Origin of the sequence: Clostridioides sp. ZZV15-6597 (genome assembly GCF_020657815.1) — a bacterium.
Lineage (GTDB): Bacteria > Bacillota > Clostridia > Peptostreptococcales > Peptostreptococcaceae > Clostridioides.
On record NZ_JAGWCT010000013.1, the window covers coordinates 1 to 17,844 of the forward strand.

General features: G+C 26.2%; 15 protein-coding genes. All 15 read left to right on the forward strand.

Translation table 11 applies throughout. The annotated features are described in order from the left end of the window. A partial coding sequence (locus KGF52_RS04965) for a hypothetical protein (protein ID WP_227839331.1) occupies positions 1-498 on the forward strand: 498 nt, incomplete at its 5' end. Between the two features lie 74 nt (positions 499-572). Beyond that, on the forward strand, positions 573-992 hold the full coding sequence (locus KGF52_RS04970) for a hypothetical protein (protein WP_227839332.1): 420 nt from the start codon (positions 573-575) through the stop codon (positions 990-992). Positions 993-1,031: 39 nt separating this feature from the next. After that, complete coding sequence (locus KGF52_RS04975; protein WP_227839333.1) at positions 1,032-1,406, forward strand: single-stranded DNA-binding protein; 375 nt, start codon at positions 1,032-1,034, stop codon at positions 1,404-1,406. Between the two features lie 65 nt (positions 1,407-1,471). Further along, a complete protein-coding gene (locus KGF52_RS04980) occupies positions 1,472-3,571 on the forward strand; it encodes a DNA topoisomerase (RefSeq protein WP_227839334.1) in 2,100 nt (699 codons plus the stop codon). A gap of 217 nt (positions 3,572-3,788) precedes the next feature. After that, on the forward strand, positions 3,789-4,541 hold the full coding sequence (locus KGF52_RS04985; RefSeq protein WP_227839335.1) for a hypothetical protein: 753 nt from the start codon (positions 3,789-3,791) through the stop codon (positions 4,539-4,541). A gap of 302 nt (positions 4,542-4,843) precedes the next feature. Then, a complete protein-coding gene (locus tag KGF52_RS04990; protein ID WP_227839336.1) occupies positions 4,844-5,023 on the forward strand; it encodes a hypothetical protein in 180 nt (59 codons plus the stop codon). Further along, entirely contained in the window at positions 5,004-5,279 is a 276-nt protein-coding gene (locus tag KGF52_RS04995) for a hypothetical protein (RefSeq protein ID WP_227839337.1), read from the forward strand. Before KGF52_RS04990 ends, KGF52_RS04995 begins: the two co-directional genes overlap by 20 nt. Before the next feature lie 9 nt (positions 5,280-5,288). After that, a complete protein-coding gene (locus tag KGF52_RS05000) occupies positions 5,289-5,681 on the forward strand; it encodes a hypothetical protein (RefSeq protein ID WP_227839338.1) in 393 nt (130 codons plus the stop codon). Next, entirely contained in the window at positions 5,681-6,829 is a 1,149-nt protein-coding gene (gene mobP2 / locus KGF52_RS05005) for a MobP2 family relaxase (RefSeq protein WP_227839339.1), read from the forward strand. The genes KGF52_RS05000 and mobP2 overlap by 1 nt, the downstream gene beginning before the upstream one ends. A gap of 31 nt (positions 6,830-6,860) precedes the next feature. Beyond that, positions 6,861-7,064 carry a hypothetical protein gene (locus KGF52_RS05010; protein WP_227839340.1) on the forward strand — a complete coding sequence of 68 codons (204 nt, stop codon included), beginning with the start codon at positions 6,861-6,863 and terminating at the stop codon, positions 7,062-7,064. A gap of 50 nt (positions 7,065-7,114) precedes the next feature. Next, positions 7,115-7,753: an anthrax toxin lethal factor-related metalloendopeptidase gene (locus KGF52_RS05015; RefSeq protein ID WP_227839341.1), complete on the forward strand. Its 639-nt coding sequence runs from the start codon at positions 7,115-7,117 to the stop codon at positions 7,751-7,753. A 92-nt stretch (positions 7,754-7,845) separates the two neighbouring features. After that, positions 7,846-8,124: a hypothetical protein gene (locus tag KGF52_RS05020; RefSeq protein ID WP_227839342.1), complete on the forward strand. Its 279-nt coding sequence runs from the start codon at positions 7,846-7,848 to the stop codon at positions 8,122-8,124. Continuing rightward, complete coding sequence (locus KGF52_RS05025) at positions 8,111-9,484, forward strand: ImmA/IrrE family metallo-endopeptidase (protein WP_227839343.1); 1,374 nt, start codon at positions 8,111-8,113, stop codon at positions 9,482-9,484. Before KGF52_RS05020 ends, KGF52_RS05025 begins: the two co-directional genes overlap by 14 nt. A gap of 37 nt (positions 9,485-9,521) precedes the next feature. Beyond that, entirely contained in the window at positions 9,522-9,719 is a 198-nt protein-coding gene (locus tag KGF52_RS05030; protein WP_227839344.1) for a hypothetical protein, read from the forward strand. Between the two features lie 120 nt (positions 9,720-9,839). After that, positions 9,840-17,843 (forward strand): immunoglobulin-like domain-containing protein, encoded by an 8,004-nt coding sequence (locus KGF52_RS05035; protein WP_227839345.1) that lies wholly within the window; start codon positions 9,840-9,842, stop codon positions 17,841-17,843. The last annotated feature ends 1 nt before the right edge of the window (position 17,844 follow it).

The following is a 17,844-nucleotide window of genomic DNA, read 5'->3' on the forward strand; positions in this document are numbered from 1 at the left end:
AAATTGAATCCAAAAAAGGTGTCCCCAGGGGACATACAGAGAAGGAGTTTAAAACATATTATGGGAGAATATTATATTGAATGTTTTAATGAAGAAGTAGATGAAATAAGATTTTTATATAAAAAGTTTGCTGTCAACTCGAATTTATCTGAGAATATTTTAGATAGAAAAATTGTATATGCTAAAAGTGGAGCAATACTTCTAGGTGCATTATATGGATTTGTAAGACAAAAAAACAAATACAGTGATGAATATAAAATATTTAAAGAAATAGAAAAAATATTAGATTCTGATGATGTTATAAGTTTAGAAAAATCTAATATTTATTTTGAACAAATTAAGGGGATGGCATTGACTCTATGGAAAATATATCTGAAAAATATAAAGACAGAGATAATGAGAACACTAATAGTAAAAGAATTAAAATCCAATTTAAAAGACTTTTATTATGAATATTCTTTAAGAATCAATATAAATAAGATACATAAACTGGATTGATTTGATGATAAGAGTAAGTTGTTAGAAACTATAAAAGTATAAATAATATTGCTAATGATGGGGGATTTAATTACATGGATAAAACTATAGAAAAACTAGCAAAAGAAATGTTGGATGGTTATGATAATTCCTTAAATGAGGAAGAAAATAAAAGGTTAGAATTGATTATAGAGAGGTGTATGGCAGAAAACTTTTCTCTTAATGGGTGGAAATTGGTTGATGTTCCATATGAAGATGAAGAATTAATAATGATGAGTTTTTGTAATGATAAAAATAATTTAGATTTTTGTGTATATGAAAATGATGCAGTTCCATATATCTTAACAGAAGGAATTTATTATCCTAGAAATGTGATAAAAAAGGCAATATATACTGATACAAACATTGATTATATATGTAGACATATTATTAGACGAAATACTGATATAAAGAACTTATCAAAAGAAATATTAAATAGTTTTTGTGTTTTGTCAGAAGAAGAGTATGAAGGATAAAAAACAATTTATATAAAAAAATGATAAGGAGATTATTTTATGAATGATGTGAATTTAATTGGAAGATTAACAAGTTCTCCAGAATTAAAATGTAAAGCAAATGGTAAATATGTTCTTTATTTTAATTTGGCTGTAGATAGTCTGAAAAGTACAGATTTTATACCAATAGAAGTTCATGGGATATTAATTGAGAAATATTCTACTGAATTAGAGAAGGGGCATAAAATAGCTTTGAGTGGAAAGATAAATAGCAAAAACTATGGTGCTAACAAGGAAAAAAGATATTTTAGTGTTTCTACTAGTTACATAGAATATTTAACAAGTAAAAGTGTAGAAAATAAGAGTAATGATAATGAACTAAAATATACTCCAGAGCCAATTACAGATGACGATGAAATACCATTTAAATTTTAAATATTAGATGAAATATAAAGAAAAAGATGTCCCCTAGGGACTTTTTTTTAATTGGAGGAAAAGATATGAAAAGTGTTATTATAGCAGAAAAACCTAGTTTATCTCGTACGATAGTAGGTGCAATAAAAGAAGGTTTTAGTAAGAAAAATGGTTATTACGAAAATAATGATTATATAGTTACATATGCTTTTGGACATCTATTTGAATTATTCGATATAGATGATTATTTAAATAGAGAAAAAACCTATTGGAATATTGATGATATACCTTTTGTTCCAAAAGAATTTAAGTTTAAATTAAAATCTGATGATGGTGTTAAGAAACAATTTGATACAATAAAAGAACTTGTAAATAGATCAGATGTAAATGAAATAATAAGTTGTGGTGATGCAGATAGAGAAGGCGAAGTAATCATAAGGTTAATCTTAAATGAAATAAAAGTAGATAAAAGAGTAAAACGATTATGGCTACCAGCACAAACAGAAAATGATATATTAAACGCATTGAATGATTTAAAAGATATTAATAAATACGATAATCTGTATTCAGAAGGTCTATTAAGAACCCATGTAGATTGGCTTTATGGTATAAATCTAACCAGATTTGTAACATTAAAAAAGAATAAAACTTTCTCAGTGGGAAGAGTAATAATTCCAATTGTAGATGTTATTTATAAAAGAGATTTAGAAATAGAAAAATTTGTATCTAAAGATTATTTTCAGCCTGAATTAACTATATTAAAAAATGGAGAAGAAATAAGGTGTAATGTAAATGACTTGAAATTTGATTCAAAAAGTAATTGCGATTCAGAAGTACTGAAACAAAAAGAGTATAATTTAGTAGTTAAAAATATAGACATAAAAGAGGTCAAAAAGAGTCCTAAAAAATTGTTTTCACTTGATAAACTTCAAAATAAATTATCAAAAAATTTAAAATTAAGTGCTGATGAATCATTAAAGATTATACAAAATTTATATGAAAAAGGATATGTTACTTACCCTCGTACAAATACAGAATATCTTGCTGAATCAGAAAAAGAAAAGATAAAAAAAATTATAAATATACATGATTCTGAAAGTAGAATATTAGAAATGAAAGATAAAAAGAGTATATTTGATGATACGAAGATTGAAAGCCATAGTGCTATAATACCAACCGAAAAATTACCAAAAGATGATTTAGATAGTATTGAAACTAGTGTATACAATATTATAAAAAACAGATTTATATGTAATTTTTTAAAAGAACAAACTCTTTTAGAAGAAACTATTACAACTTTAGAATTTGGTGAACATGAAATAAAATTTAAAGGAACAGTTATAAAAAAATTAGGATATTTAGCATATGAAAGCGACTTGAGCGAGAAGGCAGTTCCTAAATTTTCTCAAGGAGAAAAATTAGATTTTAACATAGAAACTGTAAAGAAAAAAACTCAACCACCTAAACATTTATCTCTTGAAGATTTAAATAATTATCTAAAAAATCCATTTAAAAATGATGAAATGACAGAAGATGAAGAATACAATTTAATGTTAAAAGGGGTTGAGATAGGAACTGTTGCTACTAGAGCAGAAATAATAAATAAAGCTAAAAAGTTAGAATATATCGAAGAAAAGAAAGGTACATTTTTCATAAAAGAATTAGGGAGAATATTAATCGAATCTCTTGGTGAATTAAACATTAATATGGATAAAAATAAAACTGTTGAATTATCAAAAATATTAAAACAAGTATACAGAAAAGAAATAGAATTTGATAAGGCTATTGAACTATATTCAAATGATTTAGTTAATATAATAAACAATAGCAAGGCTATTGAAGTAAAAAAAATAGACTCTAATGTGAAAGAAAAAGAGGTTATAGGTGTATGTCCTAAGTGTAGAAAAAATATATTTGAAGGTCCTAAAAGTTTTTATTGTGAGGGCTATAAAGATGTAAACAAGTGTACTTTTTATATATCTAAAGAAGATAACTTTTTTCAAACTAGAGGAAAAAAACTAACAAAGACAATGGTTAAGAATCTACTAAAAGATGGAAAGGTTAAAGTTAAAGGATTTAAGAAAAAAGATGGGTCTTGTTCTTATGATGCGATAGTAAATATGGACTCAAAAGGAAAATGGGTCAATTTTAGTTTACAATTTGATAGTAAAAAGATTAAAAGATAAAGAAGAGAAAGGGAACATTTTATATGGATAAAATAAAAGAAAAGGTAAGAAAATTTTTGAATACATTACCTCAAAAACTAAATATAGTATATAAAAAAATAAGTCAAAATAAAGCCTTTATATATTATGTTATTCCAGTATGCATGATTCTAGGATTTTCATTTTTTTTAATTCAAAAACTATTTTTTCATCTAAAGAGGATATAAATAGCACACCATTGTACGTTGAACAAACACTAGGAAGTACAAATATAGCTTTAATGAATAGAAGATATAATCCTATAGATAAAAAAGTAGAGTTTATAATATCTGGAGAGCAACAAGATAAATTAAAGGAAAGTAATCTGAAATTTGAACTAAGAGAAAAGAAGAATCCTACTATTTCAATACCACTAGAAAGTAAGAGATTGGATGAAGATAACTATGTTATTATAGCAAAAATTCCTAAAAATTGGGAGGTATTATCTTTATCTATTGTTGATGAAACAAAAGATTATTTGGATGCTATTGATTCTGTAAAAAAAGAAACAGACTATATAAATAATATTAATAATTTAGATAAACAGACTACATCTAAAGATAATAATAAAGTAAGAATTTATACAGATTCAAGAAAGATAGAAAAAGATTATAAAATGAAAGAAAAGAATAAATATGAGTATTTAATTCAATTAACAAATAAGAAAATTGAATTTATAGAAGGAGAAATAGGTAAGCAAAATAAATTAATAGATGCTGAAAAAGAAAAACAAGACAAGTTGATATATGAAATTAATAAAATAAGAAGTGATGAAAGATATAGAACAGATAAAGAAAAAGAGGATACTAAATATGAAATAAGTTCCTTAGAGAGTACAAAAAAAGGTTCTAAAGAAAACGTAGAGTTGTATAATAATCAGATTAAAGAATATAGAGAAAAAATTAGTAAACTAAGATTAAAAGTAAAAGATTATGCAAGAAAAAATCATTAAATCTATACAAAAAAACCAAAAAAACATGTGTTTTTGGTGGTCTAAGAGTGGTCTAAATGTGTATTTTTGAGTGATTTTCTGACCCCAGAGAAAATGACCTATAAAATAAATAGTATTTTGACCTTAATTAAAGAGTTTTGCTAGGCTTTGCCTAGCTCCCCATGTTATGGAATAAATGAAATTTATGGAATATGGGGACAAAAACTCCTTATGCTCTTTTTTTTAGGAGAAACGAGTAAAAAAAACTACCAATAATAGATTTTGAGAAATAAAGATGTATATAAAAGTGTGGAGATATAACTATGATAAATACAGACTTAGAAATCTTTTTAAAACGCTTTATAAAAAAATATAATATTACTTTACAAAGCGTTGAGTTAGAAAAAAATATTAATGAAAATAGTCAAACTAAAAAAATTGTATCAATAAGTGACTATAAAAAACAAAAGAAGGTGAACGATATTGGGAGAAATAAAAATTAGAAATTTACCAGATTTTGTTATAGAAAAAATAGATATAATGGCAAAGAAAAATGGCATGAAAAGAGAACCTTTTTTAAGAAAACATTTAGAAAATTTAGTAGAATCAGAAGAGATATTTAAAATTGAAGATAAATATAAATTACTTTTAGAAAAGTTTTTAATAGTACTTGAACAAAATTCAGAAGAGATTCAAAAAAATAGGGAAGTACTGAATTTATTTATGGAAGAAAATGTAATCTCTTTAGAGGAAAATTAGGAGATGGATATGCATAAAATACATGTGAGTTTGGATGAGAAAAGTTTTGAATTTATAGAAACTTTAAAGAAAGAAAAAAACTCTAATAGAAGCAAAATTATATCAGATATAATAAGAGAATATATGAATAATATGAATGAATATGAGATATTTGATATTATAGCTGATAAACTATTAGATAGAATGAAAATATACTTATATAGTACTAAAAAGACAACAAATATTATAGATGAAAATGTTCAAATATTAATAGAATTAATAAATGGAATTTATCTTAAAGAAGAATATGTTGATGTAGTTTCAACTGATGTAATTTCTTCTAAAGCTTTAGATTCATCAAAGAAAATAGTTAAAGAGAGACAGATATTAAATAAATATAAAAAGGAAGGAAAATTATATTAATGTCTACTCCAGGTGTGATACATAAATCAAGATTTGTTATATCTACTTCAGAAGAATTTAAAAATTATATTGATTATGTAGATAGGGATGAAGCAATAAGAAATAATGCTTATAGTAGATATTCAGCCTACAATGATTACATGGGTAATCCTGAAAAAACAAGTGCTCTTTTTACACAAGATAGGAATTTTTTAAGAGAGGAAGATAAGGAAAAAGTAAAAGATTTATTTTCAATAGCACAATCAAAAAAAAGTATAATGTGGCAAGATGTATTCAGTTTTGATAATGCATGGTTAGAAAAGGTTGGTTTTTATGATAGGAGAACAAAAGATATTGATGAAGAAAAAATAAAAAATGCTGTAAGGGCTTCTATGAAATATTGGTTTGAAGAAGATGGACTTGATGGTAGTGCAATATGGAGTGCAGCTATACATTACAATACAGATAATATACATATACATATTGCTACATGTGAACTTAATCCATTAAAACAACGTGGAAAAAGAACATTAAAAACACTTGAAAATATGAAAAGTAAATTTGTAAATAGTTTATGTAATGAAAGAGAAAGTTATAAAAAAATAAATGATATAATAAGAGAAAACATTGTAAGTGATATAAGTTCAATTGATTATAGTAAAAATAAATTAAAGAATTTATATAAGAACGTAATAGAAAATTTACCAAAGGATAGACGACAATGGCATTATAATACAATGTCAGATGCTAGAGTCTATTTAGATGAGATAACTTCACTTTATATAAATGAAAATAAATCTAATGATTGGACTTTATTAATTAAAGAATTGGATAAGCAAGAACATATATTGAAAGACGTTTATGGAAAAGGTAAAAACGAAAAATATAAATATTATAAAGATAATAAGATACAAGATTTATATACAAGATGTGGAAATAGAATATTGAATGAAATCAAGGAACATATAAGAATGGAGGAATTAAGGGAAAAAGAATTATTAAAAATTAAAGATAAGAAGTTAAGAGAAAAAAGGAATAAAAAGATTAGTTTGAAAATATATGGTTCTCATTTAAAGAAGTTAGAAAAGTCTTTAAATGATGAATTTGATAGTCTGAAAAATCAAAGTTACTATGATAGATTGCAAGAAGAAAAAGAATATAATATGTAAATTATTAAATAATATAAAAGGAGTGATTTGAATGGATTTTATAATGTCAGATAATAATAAGGGGATAGTTACTAATGTACATGGAGATATTTTAACTATAGAAGATATAGAAAGTAATGATGTTACAGAAATAATTATGGAAAGAGGATTTGTTGAAGAAAGTGAAATAGAAATTGGTTGTTTAGTGGAATATGATAAATGTAAAAAGATATTAATACAAGAAGATATAAATTAGAAGAAGATGTCCCCAGGGGACATCTTTTTAATTGTAAAAGGAGTATATCTATGATTTTAAATAAACATATATTTAAAGCTAAACTTGTAATGATGAGTCTATTTTTTATATTTATATATACAGTCAAAATAGAGGCATATAGAGATAATGAGATAGATAATTTAAAACCTCACTATAATCAAATTGAAGAATTAGTATACGAGTATGAATCATTGGTTGAGGTTGATTCTGATAATAATGAGAAAGCATTAAAACTTTATAAATATATGAGTTTAATACCAAATAATATTATAAATGAATTTGCAGAAGTTGGAGGGAAGATTGTTTTAACACATGATTCTCTACAAGATAGATTTATTAGTGAATATGCATTAGCAGGAGTTTATTTTGATAAAAAAATTTATCTAAGTGATAAAGAAAATTGGTCCGAACAATCTTTGATACATGAAATGGGTCATTTTATTAGTGACTTATATAATGATACAAGTGATAGTGTTTTTTTAGATATATATGCAAATGAAAAAAACTATTTAAAGTTAAATTCTGATAAAGATATAGACTATTATATAAAAAACCCTGATGAATATTTTGCACAATGTTTTGAAGAGTTCATAATAAATCCTGATAGATTATTAAAAAATAATTTTAGAACATATAAATATATTAGGTTTTGTATAAATAGAGTTTAGTAATTTCAAAAAAATGTCCCCAGGGGACTTTTTTAGGATGTGATTTTATAGAACTAGATGAAAAACTAGTAATTAAAGATTTTAATAAAGGATTGAGTATACTAGAGGATATATGTACTTTAAATGAATTAAATAGAGTGGATTTTGAAAAAAAATTAAATGAAGTATTTGCTATTTGTAATACATTAGAGGTTCTTAGTGTATTTATTTGTGATGCAAGTGAAGAAATAAAAAAAGCATTTTGTGGTTTAATATGTGTTACAAAAGTAATAAAAAACAACAAAGATGATTTTTATAATAATGATACTTTTAGAAAAAGACAATTAATATTTTTAAAAAATAATGAGGTGAATAAAATTGAAAAAATATAATGAAAAAGACATAGAAAAATTAAAAGCTAAAATAGATGGTCATTTAAAATTAGTTGATAAAAAATTAAATCTACACATGAACACAAAAGAAGAACTAGAAAGCTATCTTAAATTTATGGCAAAATTTTATGATTATTCGAGTGGTAATCAAATCTTAATTGAGAATCAATTTATGGGTGCAGAAGCAGTAGGAGCGTTTAAATTTTGGCAGGAAAAAGGGTTCGCTGTAAAGAGGGGTGAAAAAGGTATAAAAATTCTTGTGCCTTGTTTTAACAAATATTTAATATATGAAAATGGAGAATCAAAAGCACTAAAGTATGCATCAAAAGAAGAGTTAGAAAAAGTTAAAATAGGAGAAATAAAAACAAAGAAAAAATTATGTTATTACATGGAAGGAAATGTATTTGATATAAGTCAAACTACTGCTAAAACTAGTGATTTACCGAAGATTTTTCCTAACAGATGGTTAGAGGGAGATATAAGTAACTATAGTCTAATGTATAAAGGTATGGAGAATATCGCTGAAAAAATAGGTGCTAAGATTGTAGAGCCATATGAAGAACTTGGAGTAGCAAAAGGTGTTACATATGGAAATAAAGAAATTGCATTAAATCCTAGAAATTCTCAACTTCAAAATGTAAAAACTTTATTACATGAACTTGCACATGCAAAACTTCATGGAGGTAAAAAACATGAGAACTACACAATAGAAGAAAGAGAATTTCAAGCTGAAATGGTGGCATATACAACATGTAGTTATTTAAAAATAGATACAAGTGAATACTCATTAGATTATATAAAAAATTGGACTAAAGATACTGATATACGTCACAAAAAGGATTTGCTTAAAGAGGTGTCTGATACTGTTAAAGAATATATAGAAATACTTGAATTGACTTTAGAAAAAGAACGAGCACTTACTAAAGCTAATAACAATGAATTAGACAATAATAAGGAAAAAGAAAATGATATAAAAGATGAAGGATTAAAACTGGAAAATACATATGTAAAGTTTACTAGTAGCACAGCTAAAGAAATTGAAAAAGGTGATAGTTGGGAATTTAATATAGCCAATGAACTTATTGAAATGATGGAGAAGAAATGTAATATAGATGAAAGTAAACATGAAATTAAAATTAAAATTTATAAAAATGAGAAATGTAAACAGTTACTTTCTTCAGAGTTAAAATTTAGTATAGGTGATGGAAAAGCAAGAGATTTATGGGAGCGTATATCAGCAGCAGTAAAAAATGGTGAAATGAATATAAAGGAAACTTCTTTAAAAGAAAATATTTTAAATAAATTTAATTCTATTGCTAAGGTTAGACAATCAAATGAAAGATTGGATAGATGCATATAAAATGTCCCCAAGGGGCTTTTTTTATGGGAGGAAAATAATGAAAATAAAATTTTCAGATGAAAACTTGAAACAAAAAATATTGTTACAAGAGTTACAAAACAGTTATGAATTAAAAAAACTACACCATATTGCTAGTAATAAAATAAATAGTGAAGAAGAAAAAGGCGACCTTAAAAGTTTTTTTAATGGAAAGATAGATAAAAATGAGAAAAGGATAATTGATTGTTTTGTGTAGAGTTTAGTGATTTCAAGTGTTATGTATCTAATGTTTATGTTCCTGTGAAAAAAATAGATAAACAATATATAGTCCCTTTTTAAGGACTATTTTTTATAGAAAAATGAGAGGATGGTGTCTATGTATAACAAGAAGGTAACTTCTATATTATTATCTACAATAATTGCAAGTTCAACTAGTTTAGGTATTACACCTAGCAATATAAATGTTTTTGCTGATAGCAAACAAGTTTACAAAAATAATTTAAATGAAAATTTCTCACTTGATATGGGGAAGTATATAGATACAAATGGAATTTTAAGTTTTCCAAAAGCACAAGGAATAGTAAATAATCCAACATATTTAAGATTTGATTTTAATAGAAATGCATATGAAGATGTAACAATTACTTATAGTTTAAATTCAGTAGAAAATCTTTTAACTGGTAAAAATATGAAAATACCTGTTAAAACACAAAATGAATTGAATGAGGTTTTAAGAACTTTAAAAATAGATACAAAAGGAAATAAAAAGTTAGAATTTGACGTTATATTAGGAGGGTTGCCACTTTATAAGAGTGTAGAAGGAGCACCCTCTCGCCTATATAAAGCTGAAAGAGCTATAGATGGGAATAGCGATAGTTTTTATGGAGCAATAAATAAAAATAACAGCACATTTACTATTTTATTTGAAGATGAAACGTATATAGAAAATGTGCTTATTAAAGCAAATAAAAAATTTATTATAAAAGGACTAAAAAATGGTAGTTGGATAAAGATAGGAGAGGGTACTCCAGAGTTTGGGGAAAATGAAAGTAAAAAAATAGTAAGTGTAACAGTTGGAGAGTATGAAGGAATCCGAATTGAACAAACCCACACTGGTATAGACTCTTGTACGATAAGTGAATTAGAATTTAATAAAGAAAGTAATAGAGAAAAAATAAATTACAATCGTTCAGAATATAGTCTTAATTTAGGGGAAAAGAGTATTAATAATGATGGTAGTATCTCTTTTAAAGAAGCATCCTTAAAAGGGAATAATACAAAACTTTTAATTGATTTTGAAAATAGCAGTAATAAAAATAAAATCTCTTACACCCAAAATGGTAAATATAATCAAAAAGAAGGGGATAGTGAAATTACTACAAGCAGTGAGTCTGAATTAAATGAAATAATTAGAAGTTTGAAAATTTACCATGACAATAGTGTTGAGAATAATGTAAAAATAACATTATTGCCAGATACCTTTTCTTTTATAGAAGGTGTCCCAATGGGAGTATTAGCACAAGGAAATTCCTTATCTGATAAGTATACAGCAGAAAATGTATTTAGTGGAAGCAATGGATATTTTATATCTGGAGCAGATAACCAGTTAGTTTTAAAAAATACAAAAGAACTTTATATAAATGGAGCATCTTTTTTAAATGGAAATAGTATTGTCATGATAAAAGGTTTAAAGAATGGAGTTTGGACAGACATAGGAAAACATTCCTCAAACGAAGCTGAAATGATTAATTTAGTTGCTGATTACTATGATGAGATTAAGTTTGTTAGCTCATCCACTTTAGATATAAGAAATTTGTATCTTAGATATAGTAATATAAGCAAAAATGTTAAATTAGAAATATTTAAAGATGAAGCACCTACTTTAAAAGTAGGTGCTAATATAGACATTTTACAAAGTAACAAGTTTGATATTATGAAGGGAGTAACTGCAACTGATGTTATAGATGGGGATTTAACAGATAAAATAACTGTTGAGATAGTGAATCCAGATGGAGAAAGTGTTTCTGAGTTAAATACAAATATACTTGGGAAATGGACAATTAAATATAGTGTAAAAGATAGTGTGGATAATACTACAAGCTATTTAAGAACATTAAGAGTAGTTAAAGATTTTAATGTTAGTATAGATTTAGGAAAAGAGTTTGTTACAAGTAAGTATGTAAAATTTCCTAATGCAAAAATAAGTTCTGATAATGAACAACAAAAAATAGATGGGTTAAAAATGTATTTCCCTAGTTTTTTTGATAAAAATACGTTTAAAGTATACTACACTCTAAATGGAGTAGAGAAAGTATCCACAGATCAAAGAATAGAAATAAATACAGAACTTAGTCTCAATGAAGTAGAAGAATTAGTAAAATCTATAAAAATTGAACATAAAAATAACACAGAATTTAAATTTACAGTACGATTAGGGAAAAATGAAGTTGATGACATGGTGTACAACTACGAAAATAACCATTACTATAAGTTTATTTCTGCACCAGGTATAACTTGGAAAGAAGCAAAAGTAGATGCAGAAAAACAAGAATTTGTAGGAGCTCGAGGATATTTAGCAACAATAACTTCGGCTAACGAACAGGAAGTAGTACATAATTTAACTGCTAACTGTATATGGCTTGGGGGAACTGATGAAGAAGAAGAAGGTAACTGGGAATGGGTTACAGGAGAACCTTTTGAATATACAAACTGGTATTCTGGTAGACCTGACAATTATTTAGGTCAACAACACTACATTATTTCCTACAATGATAACCAAAGATTATGGGATGATGATTTTAATGTAGCAAGTGGGGGAAAAATAGATGGATATATTGTAGAATTCGGCTTAGATGAAAAACTACCTTATCCTAATACTTTAGATAAATTTAAGTATGAGGATACTGCAACTATTAAACCAATTGAATGTAAACAAGATATTGTTTTACATGCTTTCTTTGAAAAGAATAAAAATAAGGTTATGCTTGATTGGAACAATATCAAAGATATAGACCATTATAAGATTTTATTAAAAGAAAAAGAAGAAGATTTTAAAATAATTAAAGAAAAAGAAGAAGATTTTAAAATAATTAAAGAACAAAAAGATACTTACTTTGAAGAAGATAAAAAAGACATAAATAAACCTACAGCACCAACATATGAATTATTTAACTCTGGAATAAAACAGGGAATTAATTTTAATTCAGAAGATATTTCTTCTGTTTATGAATACTATATTAAAGGAATTTCTGAATATGGGGATATAACACATATATCAAATAAAGAAAAGGTGGAAATAAAATCTGGATTTAAAGGGTTTAGCTATGAAGTAAGTAATAGTTCTGTACCATCAATCTCTTTAGGTGATGTTGTAAATAGTACAGATGGTTTTATATCTGCTAAAGAATTAGCAAGTAAGTTATATGTGCATATAGTATCAGTAGATAAAGCAGGAAATAAAAGTGAAGTGCTTACACTTCCAATTGGTGGAATGTTTGAAGATTTACCTCCAGTTTTAAGTATTGGAGGAAATACTTCTATAGAACAAGGTAAAGTGTTTGATATTATGAAAGATATTAATGCTACGGATGATTATGATGGAGATTTAACTAGCAAGGTTAGTGTTATAATAAAAAATCCTTCAAATAAAATAGTTCAAAGTTTTGATACTACTGTTTTAGGTAAATGGACTTTAGAGTACATTGTATCTGATAGTAAAGGTCAAGAGAGTAGTGCTAAAAAATCTGTAACTGTAAAAGAAAACTTTGACTATTTAACTATCAATTTAGGTGAACCTAATAGAAAAAGATTTTTAGTTACTTTTCCTAATGTACAAATTATAAATAATAGTAATGAATTAATAGATGGTCTTAAATTATATATAAGTGAAGGATTTAATAATAGTATAACAATTAAGTATAGTGAAAAAGGAGTAGAAAAGTCTGTAAAAGGTCAACAATTAATATTGACAGGTAAATATACTACAGAAGAAGTAACAAATATAATTAAATCTATAAAAATAGAACATGATAATAGTACAAGCTTTAGATTTAATATAAGACTACAAAATAATAAAGTAGACGATATAGTATATAATCCAACTAATGGAAACTACTATCAATTTGTAGCTGCAAAAAGAATAAGTTGGAAAAATGCAAAATTAGAAGCAGAAAAAATGGAATATAGAGGTTTAAAAGGGCATTTAGTAACTATTACATCTAAAGATGAATTAGATATATTCAATAGCTTAACCACAAAAACTGTATGGTTAGGGGGTACAGATGAAGAAAAAGAAGGCACTTGGAAATGGATAACAGGAGAACCTTTTGAATATACAAATTGGTGTCCTGGAGAACCAAATAATTTTGGAGGGGTTGAAGATTATATGTATTCCATTAAAAACTCAAATGGTTTTTGGAATGATACTACTAATAGTACTGACCCATATTGGACAGATATAGAAGGCTTTGTTGTTGAATATGAAAAAGAAAAAGATGAAAGCACTGGTGGAACATATAAATATGAAGATAGTGTACAAATAGATAATATGTTTTCTAAACAAGATATAGTATTGAGTGCTACAAATGATAGTGAAGTAAATTTATCTTGGAGTGAAATTCAAGATGCTAAATATTATAATGTTATAAAAACAGAAATTGAAAAAGGTACTCAAACAGTTAAGAAAGTACTAAAGAATGAATTAAAAGATATTGATAGTAAAGATGTTACAGTACCAGAAATGGAATTTTCATTGAAACTAAGTAAAGAAATGACAGCAGAACTAGAATTTAATACAGAAGATATGGGAACAGAGTATGAATATAAAGTTGAGAGTTATGACAATGACAACTATCAGACTGCATATTCTAATATAGCAAAAGTGATTCGAAAATCTGGATTTAAAGGATATAGTTATATTATAGATGAAAAACCAAATACAGAATTAAATAAAGAAGTTAATAATAAAAATGGTAAGTTTAAGTTCGAGCATGTGACTGATAATACATATCTACATATTTGTGCAATAGATAATGAAGGTAATGCAACTGAAACAAAGCATATAAGACTTGCAGATGATAGTTATAATAATAAACCTCGTATAAAAGTACCAGCAATAAATCAAGTCATTTCTATTGGTGATAATTTTGATAAATTTAAAAATATAAGTGCATATGATTTTGAAGATGGGTATTTGACTGATAAGATAAGTGTAGAAGGTGAAGTTAATAGTAATATAAAAGGTGTATATGAATTAAAATATACTGTATTGGATTCAAAAGGATTAAAGGCAGAAACTATTGTAAAAGTACATGTAACTGGAGATATGAAACTTGATATAAAACAAGGTGATAATAAGTTAGATATTACATGGAAATCTGTTAAAAATGCTAGAAAATATAAATTATATAAAACTAAAGCAGACGGGTATGACTTTGAAGAAGTAGGTGTATTTGATGAAAATACTTTAGAGTATAGTGATAATAAAGCTACGGATGAAAATTCTCCTGTAATATCTTATTTTAAAGAAATAAAGGTAGAGGATGCAGAAGGAAAAGAAAAATTGGTATCCATAAGTAAAGAAATATCTAATAAGATAGTTGATAACTTAAAAAATGCAACACTAGAAGATTCTAATGAAAAAACTAAATTAAAAATAGTTTGCAAAGATTTAGGCTCTACTTATAGATACTTTATAGAAGCACTTGACGAAAATGAGCAAGTTATAAATTCAAGTGAAGTTAAAAATGAAAAAGTTAATGTGGGGGTAGCTGGATATAGTTATATAATTAATGATAAAGAGGATACAGAACCTCTGAATGTTGTAAATGTAAAAGATGTAGATGATATAGATATAAGTAAATCTAAGTTTAAATTTATACATTTAAAAGCAATAGATAAAAATGGAAATGTAAGTAAAACAATACACCATCTTATAAATGGGAAATATGATACAAACTATGTTCCTGTAATTAAGGGAGTTTATACAACAAGAGTACAAGAAGGAGAAAAATTTGATGCATTAAAGGGAATTACAGCTTATGATGTTGAGGATGGTGATATAACTTCTAAAATAGAAATTGATGGGGAAGTAGATGTAAATAGAAATGGAAAATATATGCTAACTTATAAAGTAAAAGATTCTCAAGGCAATAAAAGAGAGGTAAGAAGATATGTACTTGTACATGGAGATATGGAAATTAAAGTAACACCAAACTTAGAAAACAATAACATGACTATAAGTTGGGATAAAAATGTCTTGGGTGATGATGTATTTTATGAAGTTCGTAAATGGAACAACTTAGAAGGAGATTATACTACTATAGGATACACAGAAGATTTTAATTTTATTGATAAAGACGCAAAAGATATATTTGGACCATCTGTAATGGGTGTATCTGAAAATAAATTGGAAGATGAAATAGAAGAAAATTTTAATGAAGAAGAAAGTCAAAATACTCAAAATAATAATATTGAAGAAAAAGAAAATGAACAGCAAAATGAAAAATATAGTAAAGAAGATAAAAGTGTTAAAGATAGTGAGTTATTTACAACTGTAGAAAATACAAGTACAGAAAAAGAAAAAAATAAAAATGAGTATTTAAGATTAACAATAAACGCAAAAGATATAGGTGTATCAGAAAAATATCAAGTTAGGACTCGCTTGAAAGAAGATAATCTAATTATAAGAGATATGATGGATGAAAGAGGAAATGATTGGGGTGTAGGAAATTCATTTAGTAGTACAATCAAATATTATAGATATAAATTAAGTAACAAGAGAAATGATAATTTAGAAGATGGGGATATAAAGACAACTATTTCATCAGATACGATTGAATTTGACCCAAAAGATTATAAATATATACATTTTATGCCTGTTGATGGATATGGGAACTTGGGTCAAATTGTACACTATGAACTAGGTGAAATAGGAATAGGTGAAACTATTACTCCACCAATAATCGAAGGAGCAGGAGATAAAGAAATACTTATAGATAGTAAATTTGATGTATTAAAAGGAATTACAGCATATGATTACAAAGGTGAAGATTTAACAGAGTTTATAAAGGTAAAAGGTTTTGTAAATATAAATAAAGTTGGTATGTACAAATTAATTTATTCTGTAATGGATTTTAAAGGTCAATCTACTATCAAAGCATGTGATGTAAGAGTCATAGATTACAATGAAAATTTGCCACCTAAAAAGCCAGAAAAAGTAGACGAGTATCCAATATTAAAGATGTATGGAGAAGAAGTATATATAACTGTTGGAGAAAAATATAATGTTATGAATGGTATTAATGTAATAGACAAAGAAGATGGAGATTTGACAAATAAAATAACATATACTACTAATTTAGATACAGATGTGGTTGGAGACTATATAGTATCTTATTCTGTAAGAGATAGTGCAGATAACAGATTAAAATGGAATAGAATAGTACATGTTGTTCCAAAAGGCATAGACATACCTACAAATCCTTCTGATGATGTTCCAGAAGGGGCTATATTTCCAGAACTTTATACAGAGAGTGACTATGTAAAAGTAGGTGACGATTTCAATGTACGTAACAATGTATATGCAAAAGATGTCATAGATGGAGATATTACATCTAAAGTAAAAGTCAGTGGATATGTAAATACTTTAAAACCTGCTGTTTATAATCTTACATATAAAGTTACAAATTCAAGTGGAAACACATCAATTCGTGGTAGATCAGTGTATGTATTTGAAGGGAATTGGGTAAATGATGGTGGAACTAAACCAAAACCAGACCCAGATTGGGGTGGAAATGATGATGGAGAAAATGATGGTGGGAATATACCAGCAAAACCAGACCAACCAAATCAAGGAGAAGATGATTTGCCACCATCAAATTTACCAGATGTGGATAAGGATGGAAATAATGATAAACAAGATGATATATTTATAGATAAAAATGGAAATATTGTTAAGCCAGATGGAGAAATAGAAACTCCAGATGGTGTAATAGTAAAACCTAGTGAAGATGGAGAAAATCCAAAAGTGGATGAAGAAGGAAATATAATAGTGCCCCCTGGGGGCATAATTATCAAGCCAGATGGAACTGTTCAGATACCTGAAAATGGTGCTATTATCAAGCCAGATGGAACTATTGTTATTAAAGAAGATAAAGGAGAAGAAGAAAATAAGCATAATAACACTAATAAAGATAATGAAGTTGACAAGCATAATGTAACAAATATAAAAAATGAAAAAGATAGAAAAGAAGAACAAAAATCTGAACTGAGAAATAACCCAAGTACAGGAGATAGAGGAATAATAGCATCTATCACTATCTTTATTACTTCTTTAACAGTATACTTATTCTTAAATAAGAAAAGAAATAAAAAGAAATAAT

Excerpts from the sequence above, each read along its gene's own strand:
- KGF52_RS05030 (WP_227839344.1), top strand. The coding sequence starts at position 9,522 with ATGAAAATAAAATTTTCAGATGAAAACTTGAAACAAAAAATATTGTTA.
- KGF52_RS04990 (WP_227839336.1), top strand. The coding sequence starts at position 4,844 with ATGATAAATACAGACTTAGAAATCTTTTTAAAACGCTTTATAAAAAAA.
- KGF52_RS04980 (WP_227839334.1), top strand. The coding sequence starts at position 1,472 with ATGAAAAGTGTTATTATAGCAGAAAAACCTAGTTTATCTCGTACGATA.
- mobP2 (WP_227839339.1), top strand. The coding sequence starts at position 5,681 with ATGTCTACTCCAGGTGTGATACATAAATCAAGATTTGTTATATCTACT.
- KGF52_RS05000 (WP_227839338.1), top strand. The coding sequence starts at position 5,289 with ATGCATAAAATACATGTGAGTTTGGATGAGAAAAGTTTTGAATTTATA.
- KGF52_RS05035 (WP_227839345.1), top strand. The coding sequence starts at position 9,840 with ATGTATAACAAGAAGGTAACTTCTATATTATTATCTACAATAATTGCA.
- KGF52_RS04975 (WP_227839333.1), top strand. The coding sequence starts at position 1,032 with ATGAATGATGTGAATTTAATTGGAAGATTAACAAGTTCTCCAGAATTA.
- KGF52_RS04970 (WP_227839332.1), top strand. The coding sequence starts at position 573 with ATGGATAAAACTATAGAAAAACTAGCAAAAGAAATGTTGGATGGTTAT.
- KGF52_RS05015 (WP_227839341.1), top strand. The coding sequence starts at position 7,115 with ATGATTTTAAATAAACATATATTTAAAGCTAAACTTGTAATGATGAGT.
- KGF52_RS05010 (WP_227839340.1), top strand. The coding sequence starts at position 6,861 with ATGGATTTTATAATGTCAGATAATAATAAGGGGATAGTTACTAATGTA.